The 16,475-nt window shown below is 61.6% G+C and carries 13 protein-coding genes and 1 riboswitch; of the genes, 5 read left to right on the top strand and 8 right to left on the bottom strand.

Features of this window, described 5'->3' with window-relative positions; translation table 11 throughout:
• Positions 1–66: 66 nt before the first annotated feature.
• From JQN68_RS00380 to JQN68_RS00365, 4 genes are read right to left on the bottom strand one after another with little or no spacing between them, the layout of a single operon-like run.
• Positions 67–1,032 carry an MlaA family lipoprotein gene (locus tag JQN68_RS00380; protein WP_225071162.1) on the bottom strand — a complete coding sequence of 322 codons (966 nt, stop codon included), beginning with the start codon at positions 1,030–1,032 and terminating at the stop codon, positions 67–69.
• A 20-nt stretch (positions 1,033–1,052) separates the two neighbouring features.
• Positions 1,053–1,499, bottom strand: a complete 447-nt coding sequence (gene mlaD, locus JQN68_RS00375) for an outer membrane lipid asymmetry maintenance protein MlaD (protein WP_225071161.1) — start codon at positions 1,497–1,499, stop codon at positions 1,053–1,055.
• Positions 1,486–2,295 carry an ABC transporter ATP-binding protein gene (locus JQN68_RS00370; protein ID WP_502799340.1) on the bottom strand — a complete coding sequence of 270 codons (810 nt, stop codon included), beginning with the start codon at positions 2,293–2,295 and terminating at the stop codon, positions 1,486–1,488. The genes mlaD and JQN68_RS00370 overlap by 14 nt, the downstream gene beginning before the upstream one ends.
• Positions 2,296–2,328: 33 nt before the next feature.
• Positions 2,329–3,108, bottom strand: coding sequence for an MlaE family ABC transporter permease (locus JQN68_RS00365; RefSeq protein ID WP_225071159.1), 780 nt, complete (start codon positions 3,106–3,108; stop codon positions 2,329–2,331).
• 531 nt (positions 3,109–3,639) lie between these two features.
• On the opposite strand from JQN68_RS00365, the gene JQN68_RS00360 reads away from it, so the two are divergent.
• From JQN68_RS00360 to JQN68_RS00340, 5 genes are all read left to right on the top strand, one after another.
• Complete coding sequence (locus tag JQN68_RS00360) at positions 3,640–4,332, top strand: succinate dehydrogenase cytochrome b subunit (protein ID WP_225071158.1); 693 nt, start codon at positions 3,640–3,642, stop codon at positions 4,330–4,332.
• Positions 4,329–6,242, top strand: coding sequence for a fumarate reductase/succinate dehydrogenase flavoprotein subunit (locus tag JQN68_RS00355; protein ID WP_225071157.1), 1,914 nt, complete (start codon positions 4,329–4,331; stop codon positions 6,240–6,242). Before JQN68_RS00360 ends, JQN68_RS00355 begins: the two co-directional genes overlap by 4 nt.
• Entirely contained in the window at positions 6,242–6,997 is a 756-nt protein-coding gene (locus tag JQN68_RS00350; protein ID WP_225071156.1) for a succinate dehydrogenase/fumarate reductase iron-sulfur subunit, read from the top strand. Before JQN68_RS00355 ends, JQN68_RS00350 begins: the two co-directional genes overlap by 1 nt.
• A gap of 281 nt (positions 6,998–7,278) precedes the next feature.
• Positions 7,279–9,030 (top strand): 2-oxoacid:acceptor oxidoreductase subunit alpha, encoded by a 1,752-nt coding sequence (locus tag JQN68_RS00345; protein WP_225071155.1) that lies wholly within the window; start codon positions 7,279–7,281, stop codon positions 9,028–9,030.
• Positions 9,017–9,883: a thiamine pyrophosphate-dependent enzyme gene (locus JQN68_RS00340; protein WP_225071154.1), complete on the top strand. Its 867-nt coding sequence runs from the start codon at positions 9,017–9,019 to the stop codon at positions 9,881–9,883. Before JQN68_RS00345 ends, JQN68_RS00340 begins: the two co-directional genes overlap by 14 nt.
• Positions 9,884–10,010: 127 nt before the next feature.
• Here JQN68_RS00340 and metE read toward each other — a convergent pair whose 3' ends face one another.
• The 4 genes from metE to JQN68_RS00320 form a co-directional block, all read right to left on the bottom strand.
• Positions 10,011–12,290: a 5-methyltetrahydropteroyltriglutamate--homocysteine S-methyltransferase gene (gene metE / locus JQN68_RS00335; protein ID WP_225071153.1), complete on the bottom strand. Its 2,280-nt coding sequence runs from the start codon at positions 12,288–12,290 to the stop codon at positions 10,011–10,013.
• Positions 12,291–12,465: 175 nt separating this feature from the next.
• Positions 12,466–12,667: riboswitch (cobalamin riboswitch) on the bottom strand.
• Between the two features lie 58 nt (positions 12,668–12,725).
• Positions 12,726–14,951, bottom strand: a complete 2,226-nt coding sequence (gene shc / locus JQN68_RS00330; RefSeq protein ID WP_225071152.1) for a squalene--hopene cyclase — start codon at positions 14,949–14,951, stop codon at positions 12,726–12,728.
• On the bottom strand, positions 14,932–15,591 hold the full coding sequence (locus JQN68_RS00325) for a TetR/AcrR family transcriptional regulator (protein WP_225071151.1): 660 nt from the start codon (positions 15,589–15,591) through the stop codon (positions 14,932–14,934). Before JQN68_RS00325 ends, shc begins: the two co-directional genes overlap by 20 nt.
• A 212-nt stretch (positions 15,592–15,803) precedes the next feature.
• Complete coding sequence (locus JQN68_RS00320) at positions 15,804–16,391, bottom strand: DUF2179 domain-containing protein (RefSeq protein WP_225071150.1); 588 nt, start codon at positions 16,389–16,391, stop codon at positions 15,804–15,806.
• Between the last annotated feature and the right edge of the window lie 84 nt (positions 16,392–16,475).

Genomic DNA, 16,475 nt, shown 5'->3' with positions numbered 1-16,475 from the left:
TTTGCTATGGCACGGCCAATGCCGGACTACGACCGACAGGCCTGCCAAAATCTCATATTCCAGCCATTATTGTTCAATCCTGCCCTCGCGGAACTGGTGATAGAAATTCCGCATATCCAGATAGGGATCCAGGGACTGCCGCTTGAGGCCCTCGTAGGAGTCCTTGTCGAGGGACAGATCGGTAGTTTTGTCAAGCCCCCTGAGACCGCCGCGTTCCAGGGGCTTCATCTTGAAATACAGCAGGGGATCCATGAAAAAATCAGCCGCCATGCCCACCGTATCGCGCGCATTGGAAGGACCCAGGATCGGCCAAACAATGTAAAAGCCCGAGCCCACTCCATAGTGGCCCAAGGTCTGCCCGAAGTCCTCCTGCTTGCGCTCCAAATCGAACCATTTCTCTGCCGGGTCGAACAAGCCGCCGATGCCGACGGTCGAATTGACCACCAGACGGCCCAACTCCGTTCCGGCATCCTGGAACTTCAACTGCAGCACCGAATTGATGAATCGCACCGGCGTGCCCAGATTGGAAAAGAAGTTTGACACGGATTGGCGGGCCGGTTCCGGCACCACCCGATAGCTGCGGGCGATGGGCTTGAACAGATAGAAATAGAGCTTGTCGTTGACCCAGAACATGGCCCGGTTGAAAGGCTCGATGGGATCGGCCACCTTGATCATCGCCAACTCGCCGTTGGTGAAGTCTTCGGCATCGTTGAAGTCCGCATCGTCTTCGCGGACCAGATCGTGGTAGGCACGCGGATCCAGGTCCGGGGTTTGATCAGAGTCCTCACTGGAAACCGGTTCGGAGGCCATCACCGGTTGCGTTTCGTCCTTGCCGGGCGCCTCGGATTCATTCCCGCCGGCCGACCAGTCCTGGGGCAAATCCATCTCTCTTGCAGGAAAGTCGGACTCGGCGGCCTGAAGGATCTGGGCCGGCTCCCCGGAGGCATCTCCTTCCCCAGCCGCCAAGGCAAAACCGGGGCGCGCGACTGCCAGGCACCAAAAAGCAACCAACAACACGTGAAATTTCATCATGATTCTCCCACGGTTGGATATCAATTTTGTTCGAAGATATATTTACTGACCAACTGCTCCAGATTCACCGCGGATTGGGTCTCGACAATCCGGTCGCCCGGTTGCAGATACTCATCCAGACCGCCAGGCGACAAATCGACAAACTTGTCGCCAATGATTCCCGAAGTCCGAATGGATGCGATGGTATCCTCCTGGAGTCGAATGCCCTGGTCGATGGACAGTACCAGCACCGCTTCATAGGTTTCTGGATCAAGCGAGATGCGACTGACGGTACCGACCCGGACCCCGGCCATCTCCACCAGGGCCCCCTGCTTGAGGCCGGAGACGGAACCGAACCGGGCCACAACGGCATAGGAGCGGTCGCCGAAGAGATTCAGGTTGCCGAGTTTGATGGACAGGTAGGCGAAGCAGATAAAACCGACCACCAGGAAGATGCCCACGGCGATTTCGACATTATACCTTTTCATAAAAAAACCGTTCCTCCCTTTCACTGGAATAGATCGGGCCCATGGTCTCTTCCACGAAGGCGCGAATCACCGGATTATCGGAAAGTTGAAATTGCTCCGGGGGAATATTGCCCAATATTTGGCCCTCGTGAATCAGGGCCACATAATCGGCCAGCTTGAAAATTTTCGGCACATCGTGGCTGACGATAACCGCCGTGTATTTCAAACGAGCCTGGGTTTTAAAGAACAGGCGGTAAATTTCGTTGCTTTTGCTGACATCCAGGCCGGTGGTGGGTTCATCGAAGAAAACGATACGCGGTTTCATGACCAAGGCCCGCGCCAGGCCGACCCGCTTCTTCATGCCGCCGCTGAGCTGCGCGGGAAATTTTTCCTCGACGCCGTCCAGGTCCATCAGCGCCAGCTTTTCGCGGACGTTGTCCCGAATTTCATCCTCGCCGGCCTGGGTCCGCTCACGCAACGGCAGGGCCACATTGTCGAAGATGTTCAGGGAATCGAACAGAGCCACATTCTGGAAAAGCACCCCGAAATCCTGGCGCACCGCCTTCAATTCCGACTTGCGCATGCGGGCCAGGTCCTTGCCGTAGACCAGAACCCGACCCCGGTCGGGTTGCAACAGGCCGAGCATATGCTTGAGGACGACGCTCTTGCCCTGGCCGCTGGGCCCGACGATTACCGTGGTCGTGCCTTCGCGGACCGCCAGGTTGATTTTGTTCAAAACCTTCTGCTGCCCGAAGGAGCGTTCCACGTCCACCAGTTCGATGGCGATATTCTGCTTGGTTTCACTCATGACATTCATTCCGTGGCCGAGAACTCGGAGCCGGCGCAAAGCTTACAACATGATGGCGCTGATCAGGTAGTCCCATACAAGAATGGAAACCGACGACAGCACCACCGCGTCGGTGGTGGTACGACTGACCCCCTCGGCACCGAAGCCCCCGCTTTTTTCCAGATGCAGATAGTATCCCTTGACCGCACAGATCCAGATGATCAGCAAGCCGAAAACGAGGGACTTGACCAGACCCATTTCGACGTCGTTCCAGACGACGCTGGAGTACATCTGCTGAAAATAGGCTCCGGCGTTCACGCCCAACAACGACACCCCGACCAGATAGCCGCCGAGAATTCCGGCCACATCGAAGATGGCCGTCAACAGCGGCATGGCCACTACTCCCGCGACAAACTTGGGGGCCATGAGATACTTGTAGGGGTCGATGGCCATGCATTCCAAAGCATCGATCTGCTCGGTGTTGCGCATGATGCCGATCTCGGCGCAGATGGCCGAACCGGCCCGACCGACCACCATCAGCGCCGCCACCACCGGACCCAGTTCGCGGATCAGGCTCAGGGCCACAGCCGAACCGAGCAGTCCTTCGGAGCCGAACTGGCGCAGGGTGTAATAACCCTGCAAAGCCAGGACCATGCCGGTAAAAGACCCCGTGAAGAGGATGACGAACATGGATCGGGAACCGACAAAATGGATCTGACGGATGATCGGTCGAAATTTGTAAGGCGGACGCACGATGCTGACCAGGCAGGCAAAGAGAAAACACCCCATGCGCCCGGCCCGTTGCAAATATCCCAGCGCCTCGCTGCCCAGTCGCTGCAACATGCTACCGAGAGCTCCTGTCATGCTGGCCATATTTCTCCCCAACTTCCAATGGATGCCTCTTCCGGCACCCGGTGCGAAACGCATCTCGCATCCGGATACCGGCAAAAAAACTGATTGCCGCCTCAAAAAGCACGAACCCCGCCGGCAAAACAGGCAGGGGGAAAAATTCCGCTATTCTGGGTGCAACCCACATCAAACGGCCCCATACTAGCACAGGCATTATAAAAATTACACGATTTTCGAACCGTCCTGGTCTTAGAATGCGCCGGGAAACGCTCCAAGCCAGCGACCAAACGATGAAAAGACCCGATTTTTTTTTTGCATTTTCGCCGGGGCAGGACTAGTATATGGCCGCGACGTTGTCTGCCAACGTCAGGAAAAATGGTGCCCGTTCCCGGAAAGCCCCGACTCAAATTCCACCGGTTCCAGCCCGTCGCAACCCCGCTCTGCCGCACAAGACCTTGGTCACCCCAGGGACGCATTCCGGTTGCCGGGGTTTTATTTATTCCTTTCACTGAGGAACTTGACCCAATGTTTCATCCGACCCTGTTTCGCAATCCCGTTGTGCGCAAGCTGCTGATGGCCTTCAGCGGTCTGCTGCTGGCCGGCTTCATTGTCGCCCACCTGTTGGGCAACCTGACCGTTTTCCTCGGTCCGAACGGCATCAATGCCTATGCCCATCACCTCAAGCAACTCGGCCCCCTGCTATGGGTATTCCGCGGCGGACTGTTGGCCGCGGCCGGCATTCATGTCTCCTTTGGCCTTCTGCTGACCCTGGAAAACCGGCGCGCCCGGCCCATGGCCTATTACCGCAACAAGCCCCAACGCAGCACCCTCGCCGGCCGGACCATGATCTACAGCGGCCTGTGCCTGGCTGCCTTCGCCGGCTTTCACCTGCTGCACTTCACCTTGCGACTTCTGGGCCCGGAGATAACCCCTTGGCTGGATGCCCTGCAGCGCCCTGACGTTTTCAGCATGTTGGTGATCCATTTTCGCCTGGCCGGTTTTGTCCTGGTTTACATTCTCGGTATGGGCGCGCTCTATTTTCATCTCAGTCATGGCCTGGGCAGCATGCTGCAGACCTTCGGGCTGAACAATGCCCGCACCCTGCCTTGGTTCGGCTTATTGAGTTCGTTGATTGCCGCTCTGCTGGCGGCGGGTTTCGCCGCCATTCCGGCACTGATTTTTTTCGGCTTCATCACAGTCCAAGGGGGTGCAGCATGATTCTCGACGGCAAATGCCCGGCGGGTCCTCTGGCGGACAAGTGGGACAAACACCGCCAGGAAATGAAGCTTATCAATCCGGCCAACAAACGTAAGTTCAAGATCCTGGTGGTCGGCACCGGACTGGCCGGGGCTTCGGCGGCGGCAACCCTGGCGGAACTCGGCTACCGGGTCGAGGCCTTCTGCTACCAGGACAGCCCGCGTCGCGCCCACAGTATTGCGGCCCAGGGCGGGATCAACGCCGCCAAAAATTACCGGAACGACGGCGACAGCATCCTGCGCCTGTTCCAGGATACCATCAAGGGCGGCGACTTCCGCGCCCGCGAGGCCAATGTCTATCGCCTGGCCCAGGTCAGCAACGCCATCATCGACCAGTGCGTAGCACAAGGAGTGCCCTTTGCTCGCGACTATGCCGGCTACCTGGAAAACCGTTCCTTTGGCGGCGCCCAGGTTTCGCGGACCTTCTTCGCCCGCGGCCAGACCGGCCAACAACTGCTGCTCGGGGCCTATCAGGCCCTGTCCCGTCAGGTGGCGGCGGGCACGGTGCGCGTTTTCCCCCGCAGGGAAATGCTCGACCTGGTCCTGGTCGACGGCCAGGCCCGCGGCATCGTGGTACGCGACCTGGTCAGCGGTGAAATCCGTTGCCATGCCGGCGACGCCGTCATCCTGGCCACCGGCGGCTATGCCCCGGTGTTCAACCTGTCGACCAATGCTCTGGGCTGCAGCGTTACGGCGGCCTTTCGCGCCTACCGGCGCGGTGCCCTGTTCGCCAACCCCTGCTTCACCCAAATCCACCCGACCTGCATTCCGGTGACGGGCGACTATCAGTCCAAACTGACTCTCATGTCGGAATCATTGCGCAACGACGGCCGAATCTGGGTGCCGAAAAACCGGCTGGATGAACGGCATCCCAACGACATCCCCGAAGGGGAACGGGACTATTTCCTGGAGCGCAAATATCCCAGTTTCGGCAACCTGGCGCCGCGCGACATCGCCTCGCGCGCCATCAAAGAGGTGTGCGACGCCGGTTACGGTGTCGGTCCGGGCAAACTGGGGGTCTACCTGGATTTTGCCGATGCCCTGGCGCGCCTGGGTGAACCGGTCATCCGTGACCGCTACGGCAACCTGTTCGACATGTACCACCACATCACCGACGAAGATGCCTACCGGCAGCCCATGCGCATTTACCCCGCGCCCCACTACACCATGGGCGGGCTTTGGGTGGATTACAACCTGCAGAGCAATCTGCCCGGCCTGTTCGTACTCGGCGAAGCCAACTTCTCCGACCACGGCGCCAACCGCCTCGGTGCCAGTGCCCTGATGCAGGGCCTGGCGGACGGCTATTTCATCATTCCCTATACCATCGCCGATTACCTGGCCCGAATCACCCCCGGCCAGGTCGACACGAACCATGGTGCCTTCGACCAGGCACGGCAGGAGGTCGAGGCTCAACTCAACCGGTTGCTGGCCATCGGCGGCCGCCGTACAGCCGCCGATTTCCATCGCGAACTGGGACAAATCATGTGGCACAACGTCGGCATGGCCCGCAGCGCCACCGGCTTGCAGGAAGCGCTGGAACAAATCCCGGTCCTGCGCGAAGAGTTCTGGCAGAACGTGCGGGTTCCAGGCAGCGGCCGGGAACTCAACCAGCAATTGGAGAAGGCCTGGCGCGTGGCCGATTTCCTGGAATTCGCCGAGGTGCTGACACGGGACGCCCTGCACCGGGAGGAATCCTGCGGCGGACATTTCCGCGTCGAACACCAGACCACGGACGGCGAAGCCCGACGCGACGACGCCAACTTCTCCCATGTCGCGGCCTGGGAATATCGGGGCACCGGCCAGGCACCGGAGTTACATCGCGAACCCCTGACGTTCGAAAATACCCATCTTGCCGTAAGGAGCTACAAATAATGAATCTGACACTGCATGTCTGGCGCCAGCGCAGTGCCGACGAACCGGGTCGGATGGAACGCTACCTGGCGGAAGACATCGAACCGGAAATGTCCTTTTTGGAAATGCTGGATGTGGTCAACGAAGGCCTGATTGCCCAAGGACTGGAGCCCATCGCCTTCGACCACGACTGCCGCGAAGGCATCTGCGGCACCTGTTCCCAGGTCATCAACGGCGAAGCCCATGGTCCGCTGGCCAATTCCACGGTCTGTCAACTGCACATGCGCCAATTCCGGGACGGAGACGAAATCTATATCGAACCCTGGCGGGCCCGGGCCTTTCCGGTGCTCAAGGACCTGGTGGTGGACCGCAGCGCTTTGGACCGCCTGATCCAGGCCAACGGCTATGTCTCCGTCAGCACCGGCGGCGTGCCGGACGCCCATGCCGTGCCGATTCCCAAAATAAATGCGGAAACCGCCATGGATGCCGCCGAATGTATCGGCTGCGGGGCCTGTGTGGCGGCCTGCCCCAACAGTTCCGCCATGCTGTTCGTGGCCGCCAAGGTCGGTCATCTGGCCAGCCTGCCCCAGGGCCGGGTGGAAGCGGCCCATCGCGTCTGTGCCATGACCGAAGCCATGCAGCGGGAGGGTTTCGGCGGCTGCGGCAACCACTATGAATGTGAAGCTGCCTGCCCCAAGGGCATCAGCGTCAAATTCATCGCCCAACTCAACCGCGAATATCTCAAGGCCCTGCCCGGAAAAATCCTGGGCAAGTAGCTTTCCGGTCGCCGGAAATACGCCCGGCATCGAGGAAAAGCCATGGCCCGAAGGACGCCCGTCGTCTCCTTCGGGCCATTTTTTTCAAGTCCTTCCTCCCTCCCGAACTTCATCCCCGCCAAGGGCGGCGGGTCGGCGATTCTCGGCACGAATCCTTTGCCGGCTTGCTCGATGCGAAAATAACGGTATCATTGCTGGGACATGCGGGTTATCCGCTTGCAGCCTCTCACCACCATCAGCAGACGCTCCAGTCCGTCTGCACCAAGGAGACCAACCCAGCCATGCCACCCATCCGGGAATTTTCGGAAGACATCGCCCTGGTCATCGGCGGCGAGGCCGGCCGAGGGATTCAGACCGTCGAGCAACTGTTGACCATTGCCCTGAAACTCAGCGGGTACCATATCTTCGCCACCAAGGAATACATGTCGCGTATCCGCGGCGGCAGCAACTCCACCCAAATCCGCATCGCCTCCCGCCCGGTGTCCGCCGGCCTGGGGCGCATCGACCTGCTGCTGCCCCTCGACCAGAAAGCCCTGGAACGACTGCGTCCCGGCCTCCGACCGGAATCGGTGATTCTCGGCGATGCCGAAGTGCTGAGCGGGGCGGAAGATCTTATCCACATTCCCTTTGGCCAACTGGCGGAACAGGCCGGCGAGCGGCGGGCGGCCAACACGGTGGCGGTGGGCGTTCTGCTCGGCTTGGTCGGCCAGGGTCTGGAGCCATTGCTCGCCGCCCTCGAACAACAATTCGCCGATCTGGATCGGTCCGTCATCGACGCCAACCTGAAGGCCGCCCGCAGCGGATTCGAAGCCGGGCGCAACCTGGTCGGAGAGGGCCGTCTGGCATTGTGCCTGCAGCCGACGGCCGCGGTTGCCAACGACCTTTTTCTGACCGGCAGCGAGGCGGTGGCCTACGGCGCCATCGCCGGCGGCTGCAATTTCGTCAGCTCCTACCCCATGTCGCCGGCCACCGGCGCCCTGCTGGTACTGGCCCGGCACGCCCGGGAATGCGGCATCGTGGTGGAGCAGGCGGAAGACGAGATCGCCGCCAGCAACATGGCCCTCGGCGCCTGGTACGCCGGCGCCCGGGCCCTGGTCACCACCTCCGGCGGAGGTTTCGACCTGATGACGGAAAGTCTCAGCCTGGCCGGCATGACCGAAACGCCCCTGGTCATCCACCTCGGCCAGCGGCCTGGGCCGGCCACCGGACTGCCGACGCGTACCGAACAGGGCGACCTGGAAATGGCCCTTTACTCCGGCCATGGCGAATATCCTCGCATCCTGCTGGCGCCCGGCAGCCACGAACAGGCCTTTGCCCTGAGCCGCCAGGCCTTCGATCTGGCGGATCGGTTTCAGGTGCCGGTCATCGTCCTCACCGACCAGTATCTGCTCGATGCCCTGACCAATCTGCCGGCCCTCGACCTGGAACCCCTGCCGGTGACCGGCTACACCATTGAAACCGGCGCCGACTACCGCCGCTACGCCATTGCCGAAGACGGCATCTCGCCGCGCGGCATTCCCGGCCGGGGGCAAGGGCTGGTCTGTGTCGACAGCGATGAGCACGACGAGGACGGCCACATCTCCGAGGATCTGGCCCTGCGCATCCGCATGGTGGACAAACGGCTGCGCAAGCTGGTTGCCATGACAGAGGCGGCCCTGCCCCCGGAACTGGACGGCCATCCCCATGCCGATACCCTGGTGGTGACCTGGGGCTCGACCTGCCAAATTGTCCGGGAAGCCCTGCGCCGGCTGCACGAACACGACCTGGCCATGCTGCATTTTCCCCAGATTTATCCCCTGCCGAAGCAGACCGGCGACCTGCTGGCCAGACCGCGCCATCTCATCGTGGTGGAAAACAATGCCACCGGCCAGTTTGCCGGTTTGCTGCAACGCCACACCGGCCGCCGGGCGGACCACCGAATCCTGAAGTACGACGGCCTGCCCTTCACCGTCGAAGAGTTGACCAAAACCCTGCGCGGCCTGCTCGACCGCTACCGGCCCGATCCCATGGAGTGCTGCGATGAATGCGACTGATTACGATCGTCCCGGCGTCGATATGGCCTGGTGCCCGGGCTGCGGCAATTTCGCCATCCTGAAAATTCTCAAACAGGCTCTGGCGGAACTGGACATCCCGCCTCAGCGGCTGGTGGTGGCGTCCGGCATCGGCCAGGCGCCGAAAACCCCCCACTATTTTCAGACCCACCTGTTCAACGGCCTGCATGGCCGGGCCCTGCCCGTGGCCACCGGCATCAAGGCGGCCAACCCGGAACTGCTGGTCATCGCCCAGGGCGGCGACGGCGACATGTACGGCGAGGGCGGCAACCATTTTCTGCATACCGTCCGCCGCAATCCCGATCTGACCCACCTGGTGCACAACAACATGGTGTACGGCCTGACCAAGGGCCAGGCGTCACCCACCAGCCTGCCCGGTTTTGTCACGCCGCTGCAAACCGAAGGGGTGTTCCAGGAGCCGTTCAATCCCCTGGCCGCCGCCATCGCCCTCAACGCCTCCTTCGTCGCCCGGACCTTCGCCGGTGCCTTCGAAGAGTCGGTGGCCATTTTCAAACAGGCGCTGACCCATCCGGGCTATGCCTTGGTGGACATCTTCCAGCCCTGCGTCACCTTCAACCGCGTCAACACCTTTCAGTGGTTCAAGGAACACAGCTATTTTCTCGGCGACAACCACAATGCCGAAGATCGCGCTCAAGCCTTCCAACGCGCCATCGAAAGCGATCCCTGGCCCCTGGGTATCTTCTACCGTAATCCGGCGCGTGCGGACTACATCGGCCACCTGGCGCCCTTTGACGGCGACCGCCGCCCCCTGCACAGCCGGCGTCCGAATCTGGAGGCCCTGGCCAGGGTGCTGCAGGGGAAACGTGCTCTGTAATCTTCGATGGAGAAGGGCGGAAAAGCTGCCTCGTTGTCCGTGAAGCAACCGCGAAACGTTTGTCGTTGTCGTCATCGATCCCTTCGACGACAACGACAACGACAAGATACGACTTTATTGACGCCAACTACTTCTCTTCCAGAAAAAACCGCAGTTCCCCGGCGGCTTTGACCATATTCTGCAGCGCCTCCAGAGTCTCCGGCCAGGCCCGGGTTTTGAGGCCGCAGTCCGGATTCACCCACAGCCGCTCTGGAGGCACCACCCGGGCGGCGCGGCGCAACAGCTCGATCAGTTCCGGCAGCGACGGTACCCGGGGGCTGTGGATGTCCCAGATTCCCGGCCCGATGTCGTTGGGAAAGGCGAATTCCTCGAAGGCCCGCAGCAGTTCCATGCCGCTGCGGCTCGCCTCGATGCTGATGACATCGGCATCCATACGCGCGATCCAGGGCACGATTTCGTTGAACTCGCTATAGCACATGTGGCTGTGAATCTGGGTTTCATCCCGCACCACCGCCGTCGCCAGCCGAAACGCGTCCACCGCCCACGACAGGTATTCCTGCCATTCCGACCGGCGCAGGGGCAAGCCCTCGCGCAGGGCCGCCTCGTCGATCTGGATCATGCCGATTCCGGCCCGCTCCAGATCCAGGACTTCGTCGCGCACTGCCAGGGCCAACTGCCGGCAGGTTTCGGCGCGGGGCTGGTCGTCGCGCACAAAGCTCCAGCACAACAGAGTGACCGGGCCGGTCAGCATTCCCTTGACGGGGCGCTCGGTGAGGGATTGGGCATACCGGATCCAGTCGACGGTCATGGGCCGGACGCGTTCGACATCACCGAACAGGATGGGCGGCTTGACGCAACGGCTGCCGTAGCTCTGCACCCAGCCGTTGCGGGTGAAGCAGAAGCCGTCCAGATGCTCTGCGAAATATTCCACCATGTCGGTGCGTTCCGCCTCGCCGTGCACCAGAACGTCCAGCCCCAATTGCTCCTGGCAGGCGATTACCTCGCCGATGACATGGCGCAAGGCGGCCCGATAGTCCTGCTCACCGATACGCCCCTGCCGGTAACGTTGCCGCAGGGCACGGATCTCGGCGGTCTGGGGAAAGGAGCCGATGGTGGTGGTCGGCAGGGGCGGCAGCCGGAAACGCTCCTGCTGCACCCGCCGCCGCTCGGGGGCCGACGCTGAACGTTGGTACATGTCCGGCTTCAGGGCCGCCAGCCGTTGCCGAACCGAAGTGCGCCGCACCCGGCGGCTGGTCTGCCGCGCCGCGCAGGCCGCGCGGCTTTCCGCCAACGCCGCCGCCCCTCTTCCGGCCAGGGCCATGCCCAGCAAGGCCGTCTCCCGGCACTTCTGCACGGCAAAGGCGAGCCAGGGCCGGATTTCCTCGTCCAACTCGGTTTCATGCTCAAGATCCACCGGCACGTGCAGCAGCGAGCAGGACGGCGCCAGCATGAGGCGGTCCGGACCCACCATGGCCCAAGCCTGCCGGGCCACGGCCAGAGCCCGGTCCATATCGGTGCGCCAGACGTTGCGGCCATCCACCAGGCCCAGGGACAGGGTCAGACTTTCCGGCACCCTTTCCAGAATCGGCGTCAGCTGCTCCGGCGCCCGCACCAGGTCGACGTGGAGTGCCGCCACCGGCAGACTCAGGGTCAGATCGAGATTGTCGCCGAGGGCGCCGAAATAACTGGCCACCAACAGCCGGGCCGGGCCGGCGGCCGCCGCCAGGCCACGGTAGGCGGCGTGGAAATGGGCTCGCGCCGGACCCGACAGATCCGTGGCCAGGATCGGCTCATCCAGCTGGATCCAGTCGCAGCGGTCGGAGAGACGAACCAGGATCTCCTCATACACGGCCAGCACTGCCGGCAGATGCTCCCAGCGGTCGAAGAGCGCATCGGTTTCCCGTCCCATGGCCAGAAAGGTCATGGGTCCGACCAGCACCGGCTTGGCCGCCAACCCGGCCTGCCGGACCTCGCTCAACTGCTCGAACAGGTCGGTGGTTGCCAGCCTGAACTGCTGGCCCGGCCAGAATTCCGGCACCAAATAATGATAGTTGCTGTCGAACCACTTGTTCATGGCCATAGCCGGAGCGGTTTTTTGCCCACATACGCCGCGGGCCATGAAGAAGCGGGTGTCGGGATCGACGGTTTCCCCCTGCCAACCGAAGCGCTCCGGTACGGCACCGAGCATTGCCGTCAAATCCAGCATGTGATCGTAGAAGGAGAAATCGCCGACGGGAAGCAGATCGACCCCGGTCTGGTGTTGCAGCAGCCAATGGCGTCGGCGCAGATCACGGCCGACCTGAAGCAGTTGCGACAGGTCGAGTTCCTGTTTCCAGTAGGCTTCGAGGGCTTTTTTCAGTTCTCGTCGAGAACCGATGCGGGGAAATCCCAAGGTGTGGGTCAACATGGTCAGCTCCTTTTCTGGTTGAAAACCGCAAAGGCACTGACAGCGCAAAAACGCAAAACCCATTCTCCAAAGGGAGAATGGGTGCAAGAAAGAGTCACTATCCACAGCGGGACGGCCGGCGCCTGCCATGCCCGTGGGACCGCGCTCCTGCTCGGCACCCGGGTCGCGAGGTGCTGTCAGGCCCGAGGGCAGGGCGTCTTCTGGCTTCCGGCATTGTTTCCATGCCCTGGCCTTCCCGGACCGAAAGAGGTCCAGTGACCGGGCAGCAAATGAAACCGGTTACAGCGGCGCGTCCGCGACGGATTCTCACCGTCTTCCGTTTCCTGCTCTCGATACTATGTAACGGCAGTGAAAATACCCTGCCTTTGACCCTGCGTCAACTAAGTTGTCGTCAAAGCCCGTCGCCGGACTCCGCCGGCGGTCTTCAGCAACGAGCTACGGAGTGCCAACCGGCCAACCCGTGCGGCGGCACCATTTGCGCAACGTCCGGCGCCGGCCGAGAATCGGCAACTCCAGGCCTTGCGGACTGCAACGCAGGGTTTCCTCCTGGCGGGTCGGCTGGCCGTTGCAACGACGCTGATAGACCCCCAGGGCCCAGAGGGGAAAATACTGGCTGTACCCGTGGTAGCGCAGATAAAAGACCCGCGGAAAACCGGTGCCGGTGAAGTGACGCTCGTGCCAGCCGCCCTGGGAGCGGCAGCGTTCCACCAGATACTGAACGCCACGCCGCACCGCCAGGCTGTTTTCCTCCCCGACCGCCAACAGGCCCAACAGCGCCCAGGCGGTCTGCGAGGGTGTGCTGGCGCCGCGCCCGGCCAGGGTCGGATCGTCGTAGGAGTAGCAGGTCTCGCCCCAGCCGCCGTCCCCATTCTGTACCGATTCCAGCCAGTGCACGGCCTGGCGGATGAACGGCTCGTGGGGATCGACACCGGCCATGGCCAGCCCCGACAGCGCCGACCAGGTACCATACAGGTAGTTGACGCCCCAACGGCCATACCAGCCGCCAAACTCTTCCTGATTGCGGCGCAGAAACTCGATGCCCCGGGCGATGGGCGGAAAGTCGGCGGGAAACCCGACGTTGGCCAGCATCTCGATGCAGCGGCCGGTCAGATCGGCGGTGCTCGGGTCGAGCAGGGCGCCATGATCGGCAAAGGGGATGTCGTTCAGGTACAGGTAGCTGTTGTCGACATCGAAGGCACCCCAGCCGCCGTCGGAGCTCTGCATGCCGATGACCCAGTTGATGGCCCGGGACATTTCGCGGCGCTGCTCCGGATCGTCCATGACCCCGGCCCGAATCAGGGCCATCAACACCTTGCTGGTATCGTCGAGATCCGGATACAGTTCGTTCTCGAACTGAAAGGCCCAGCCGCCAGGCTCCAAATCCGGCACCTTGTCCGCCCAGTCACCCTTGATGCCGACCTGCTGGGCCAGCAGCCAACTTACCGCCCTGGCGACGGCCGGATGTTCCGTGGGCACGCCGCTTTCCAACAGCGCGGAAAGGTTCAGGCAGGTATCCCAGATGGGCGAAACACAGGGCTGACACAGGTGTTGCTCGCCACCACCGGCATGCCCGGCGCGGGGCGCCAGGCGCAGAGCCGGAGCAGTGGAGGCACCGGAACTGCCGCAGGGCAGAATGGGCACGTCGTCCTGCTCCGGGGAGCCGGCACTGCAATCCATGAGCAAATCGTCGATGGCCTTGACGCCGCGCTGAAAATCGGCATCGTCCGGGCCATAACCCAGGCTCTGCAGGGCCATGACGGCATTGGCCATGGCCGGGAAAATGGCGCCGATGCCGCCCGCTCCCTGCATATGGGCACGGGTCCAGGCTTCGGCGCGAGCCATGGCAAGGCGATGGATGGAGCCCGGCACCAGGGGCATCAGGCGCTTGGCCAGACGATCCACCAGGATGAAGAGGTTCTTGCGCCACTGGCCGCTCTGGCAGCGATCCAGAGGACCCAATTTGTCCGGCGGAGTCACGAACAGTTCGCTGATGCCTTCCCAGGGTTCCAGCCGGCAGACGGCCTTGGTTCCGTACAGCAGCAGCAGCGGCACCACCACGGTGCGCGCCCAGTAGGAAATTTTACTCAGGTGAAAATAGAACCAGCGCGGCAGCAGCATGATTTCCACCGGCATGGCAGGCGGCGCCTGCCAGGAAAGTTGGCCGAACAGGGACAGGCTGATACGGGTGAAAACATTGCTGCGTTCCGCTCCGCCGAGGCTGAGAATCATCTGCCTGGCGCGCACCATGTACTCGTTCTGGGGATCGTGCCCCAGCAGCTTGAGGGCGAAATAGGCTTTGACGGAAGCGCTGATATTGGCAAAACCGTCCTCGGCATACAGGGCCCAACTGCCGTCCGGCGACTGCCGGCTGAGCAGGTAGTTGCTCAACCGGGTCTGCAGTTCCGGCGCCAGGGGCCGCTGCAGGAAGCGCTGCAGCATGACATATTCGGAGGCGATGGTGGTATCGGCCTCCAGGGCAAAAACCCAGTTGCCGGCTTCCGCCTGGCGCTCCAAAAGATAATCGCAGGTTTTGTTCACTGCCCGCTGCAGCACGCTGCGGTCGAGACGCACTGCCGTGGCGGGATCGGCAGGAGCTTGAGCACGCAGGCTGGTCCTCTTGCCCTGAATCAGGACCAGGTTTTTATGATTGGATTTTTTCATCGCTTTCATCCTTTGGCTTTTCCGGCTGTTTTGCAACAGTCTGATAATCGCCCAACAGGCTTTCGAGCAGGGAACCCGCCAGCACCTCGGGCTGCGCGAGGGGAAAGTCATGGGTGAACAACGCCTGAGCGATGACGCCGTACATGGCGGTCCACAATGACTGGGTGGCCAACACCGGATCGAGGGGCCGGAAATGACCCTGCACGACGCATTGCCGGACCATGTTCAGCAGCAGGCAGTAGGTGCGGCGCGCCACTGTATCCTGGCGCATGAAATCTTCCGGCGCGCCATACACCCGGGGATGGGTAAAGAACGCCACCCGATAATGGTCAGGGCTCTCCAATCCGAACTGCACACAGAGCAGGAAGGCGCGCCGCACGCGTTCCACGGGATGCGGTTCCTCCCGCTGCAACAGCTGCAGCCGGGCCAGGTAGAATTCGGCGATCTCCTCGCACAGAGCCAGCAGCAGAGCCTGTTTGTCGCGAAAATAAATATAGATGGTGGTCGGCGAATAGCCGATCTCCCGGGCCAGGCGGCGCATGGAAAAGCGTTCGTAGCCCAACTCCAGAAACAGCTTGCGGGCCGCCTGAAGAATGGGCTGGCGCAGGCTGCCACGCTCCTGCAGCTTGAGAAGCGACATGTTCCTCAATCCTCAACGATAGTCAAAAAATCCGGTTAACAGTGTTAACATTCCGAGAATTATTGGAGTGAACCGGCCTGACTGTCAACCCCTTTAGGCCACAAACTTTGCCTGGATGCCGAAAAGACAAATAAAATCAGCCCCATTCATGGGAACAAGATTTACCAAGAGGGCCGCCATCTTTCTAAAAAGCGGAAATCGGCGTATTCCGCTTATTTGCGGTTGCGCCAGGCCAGCCGCGGCAGCAACCGGCGACGGACCGGAGCATAGGGAAGGTTGTCCTGCACGAAACGGACATCCTCGATGGTATAAAAGGCACGGGGATTGAAACGCTTGACCAGTTGAATGACGGTGGGCAGATCGCGGCGGCGACAGACGGTAAAGATGAGCTGGACCGGGCCGCTTTCACCGTGGCCGGGAATGTTGGTGACGCCGTAGCCTCCATGCCAGAGCTGTTTGAGCAATTCGGTGGCATCCTTGCGGGTGATGATGCGGACGATCAGGTTGCCGAAGGCGATGCGCTCTTCGATCAGCATCCCCACATAATTGCCGGCGGCAAACCCCAGGGCAAAGGCGATATAGGTCAGAACATTGGTCAGGTTCTGGATGACCTGGCTGACGGCCAGCACCCAGATCAGGGATTCGAAAAAACCGAGCAGCGCGGCCTTTCCCTTGAAACCGCGAGAGACGAAAATTATCCGCAGGGTGCCGATGGTGACATCCAGTACCCGGGCTGCGAAAACAAGCAACGGCAGAGCCACCAGAGCGAAGACATCCGCTGTGGCGAAAAAAGAAAACACGGCACATCTCCTTGAACGGCTGATCGATGAGGAAAAAAATACGGCGTCTTTCTTCCTTTCGACCCTCCTTCGGCAGAAAGACCG

Source organism: Desulfuromonas sp. CSMB_57 (genome assembly GCF_020194955.2).
Lineage (GTDB): Bacteria > Desulfobacterota > Desulfuromonadia > Desulfuromonadales > Syntrophotaleaceae > JAFCIY02.
The sequence above is the reverse complement of the archived record's forward strand: the minus strand, read 5'-3'. Positions and strand labels throughout refer to the sequence as shown.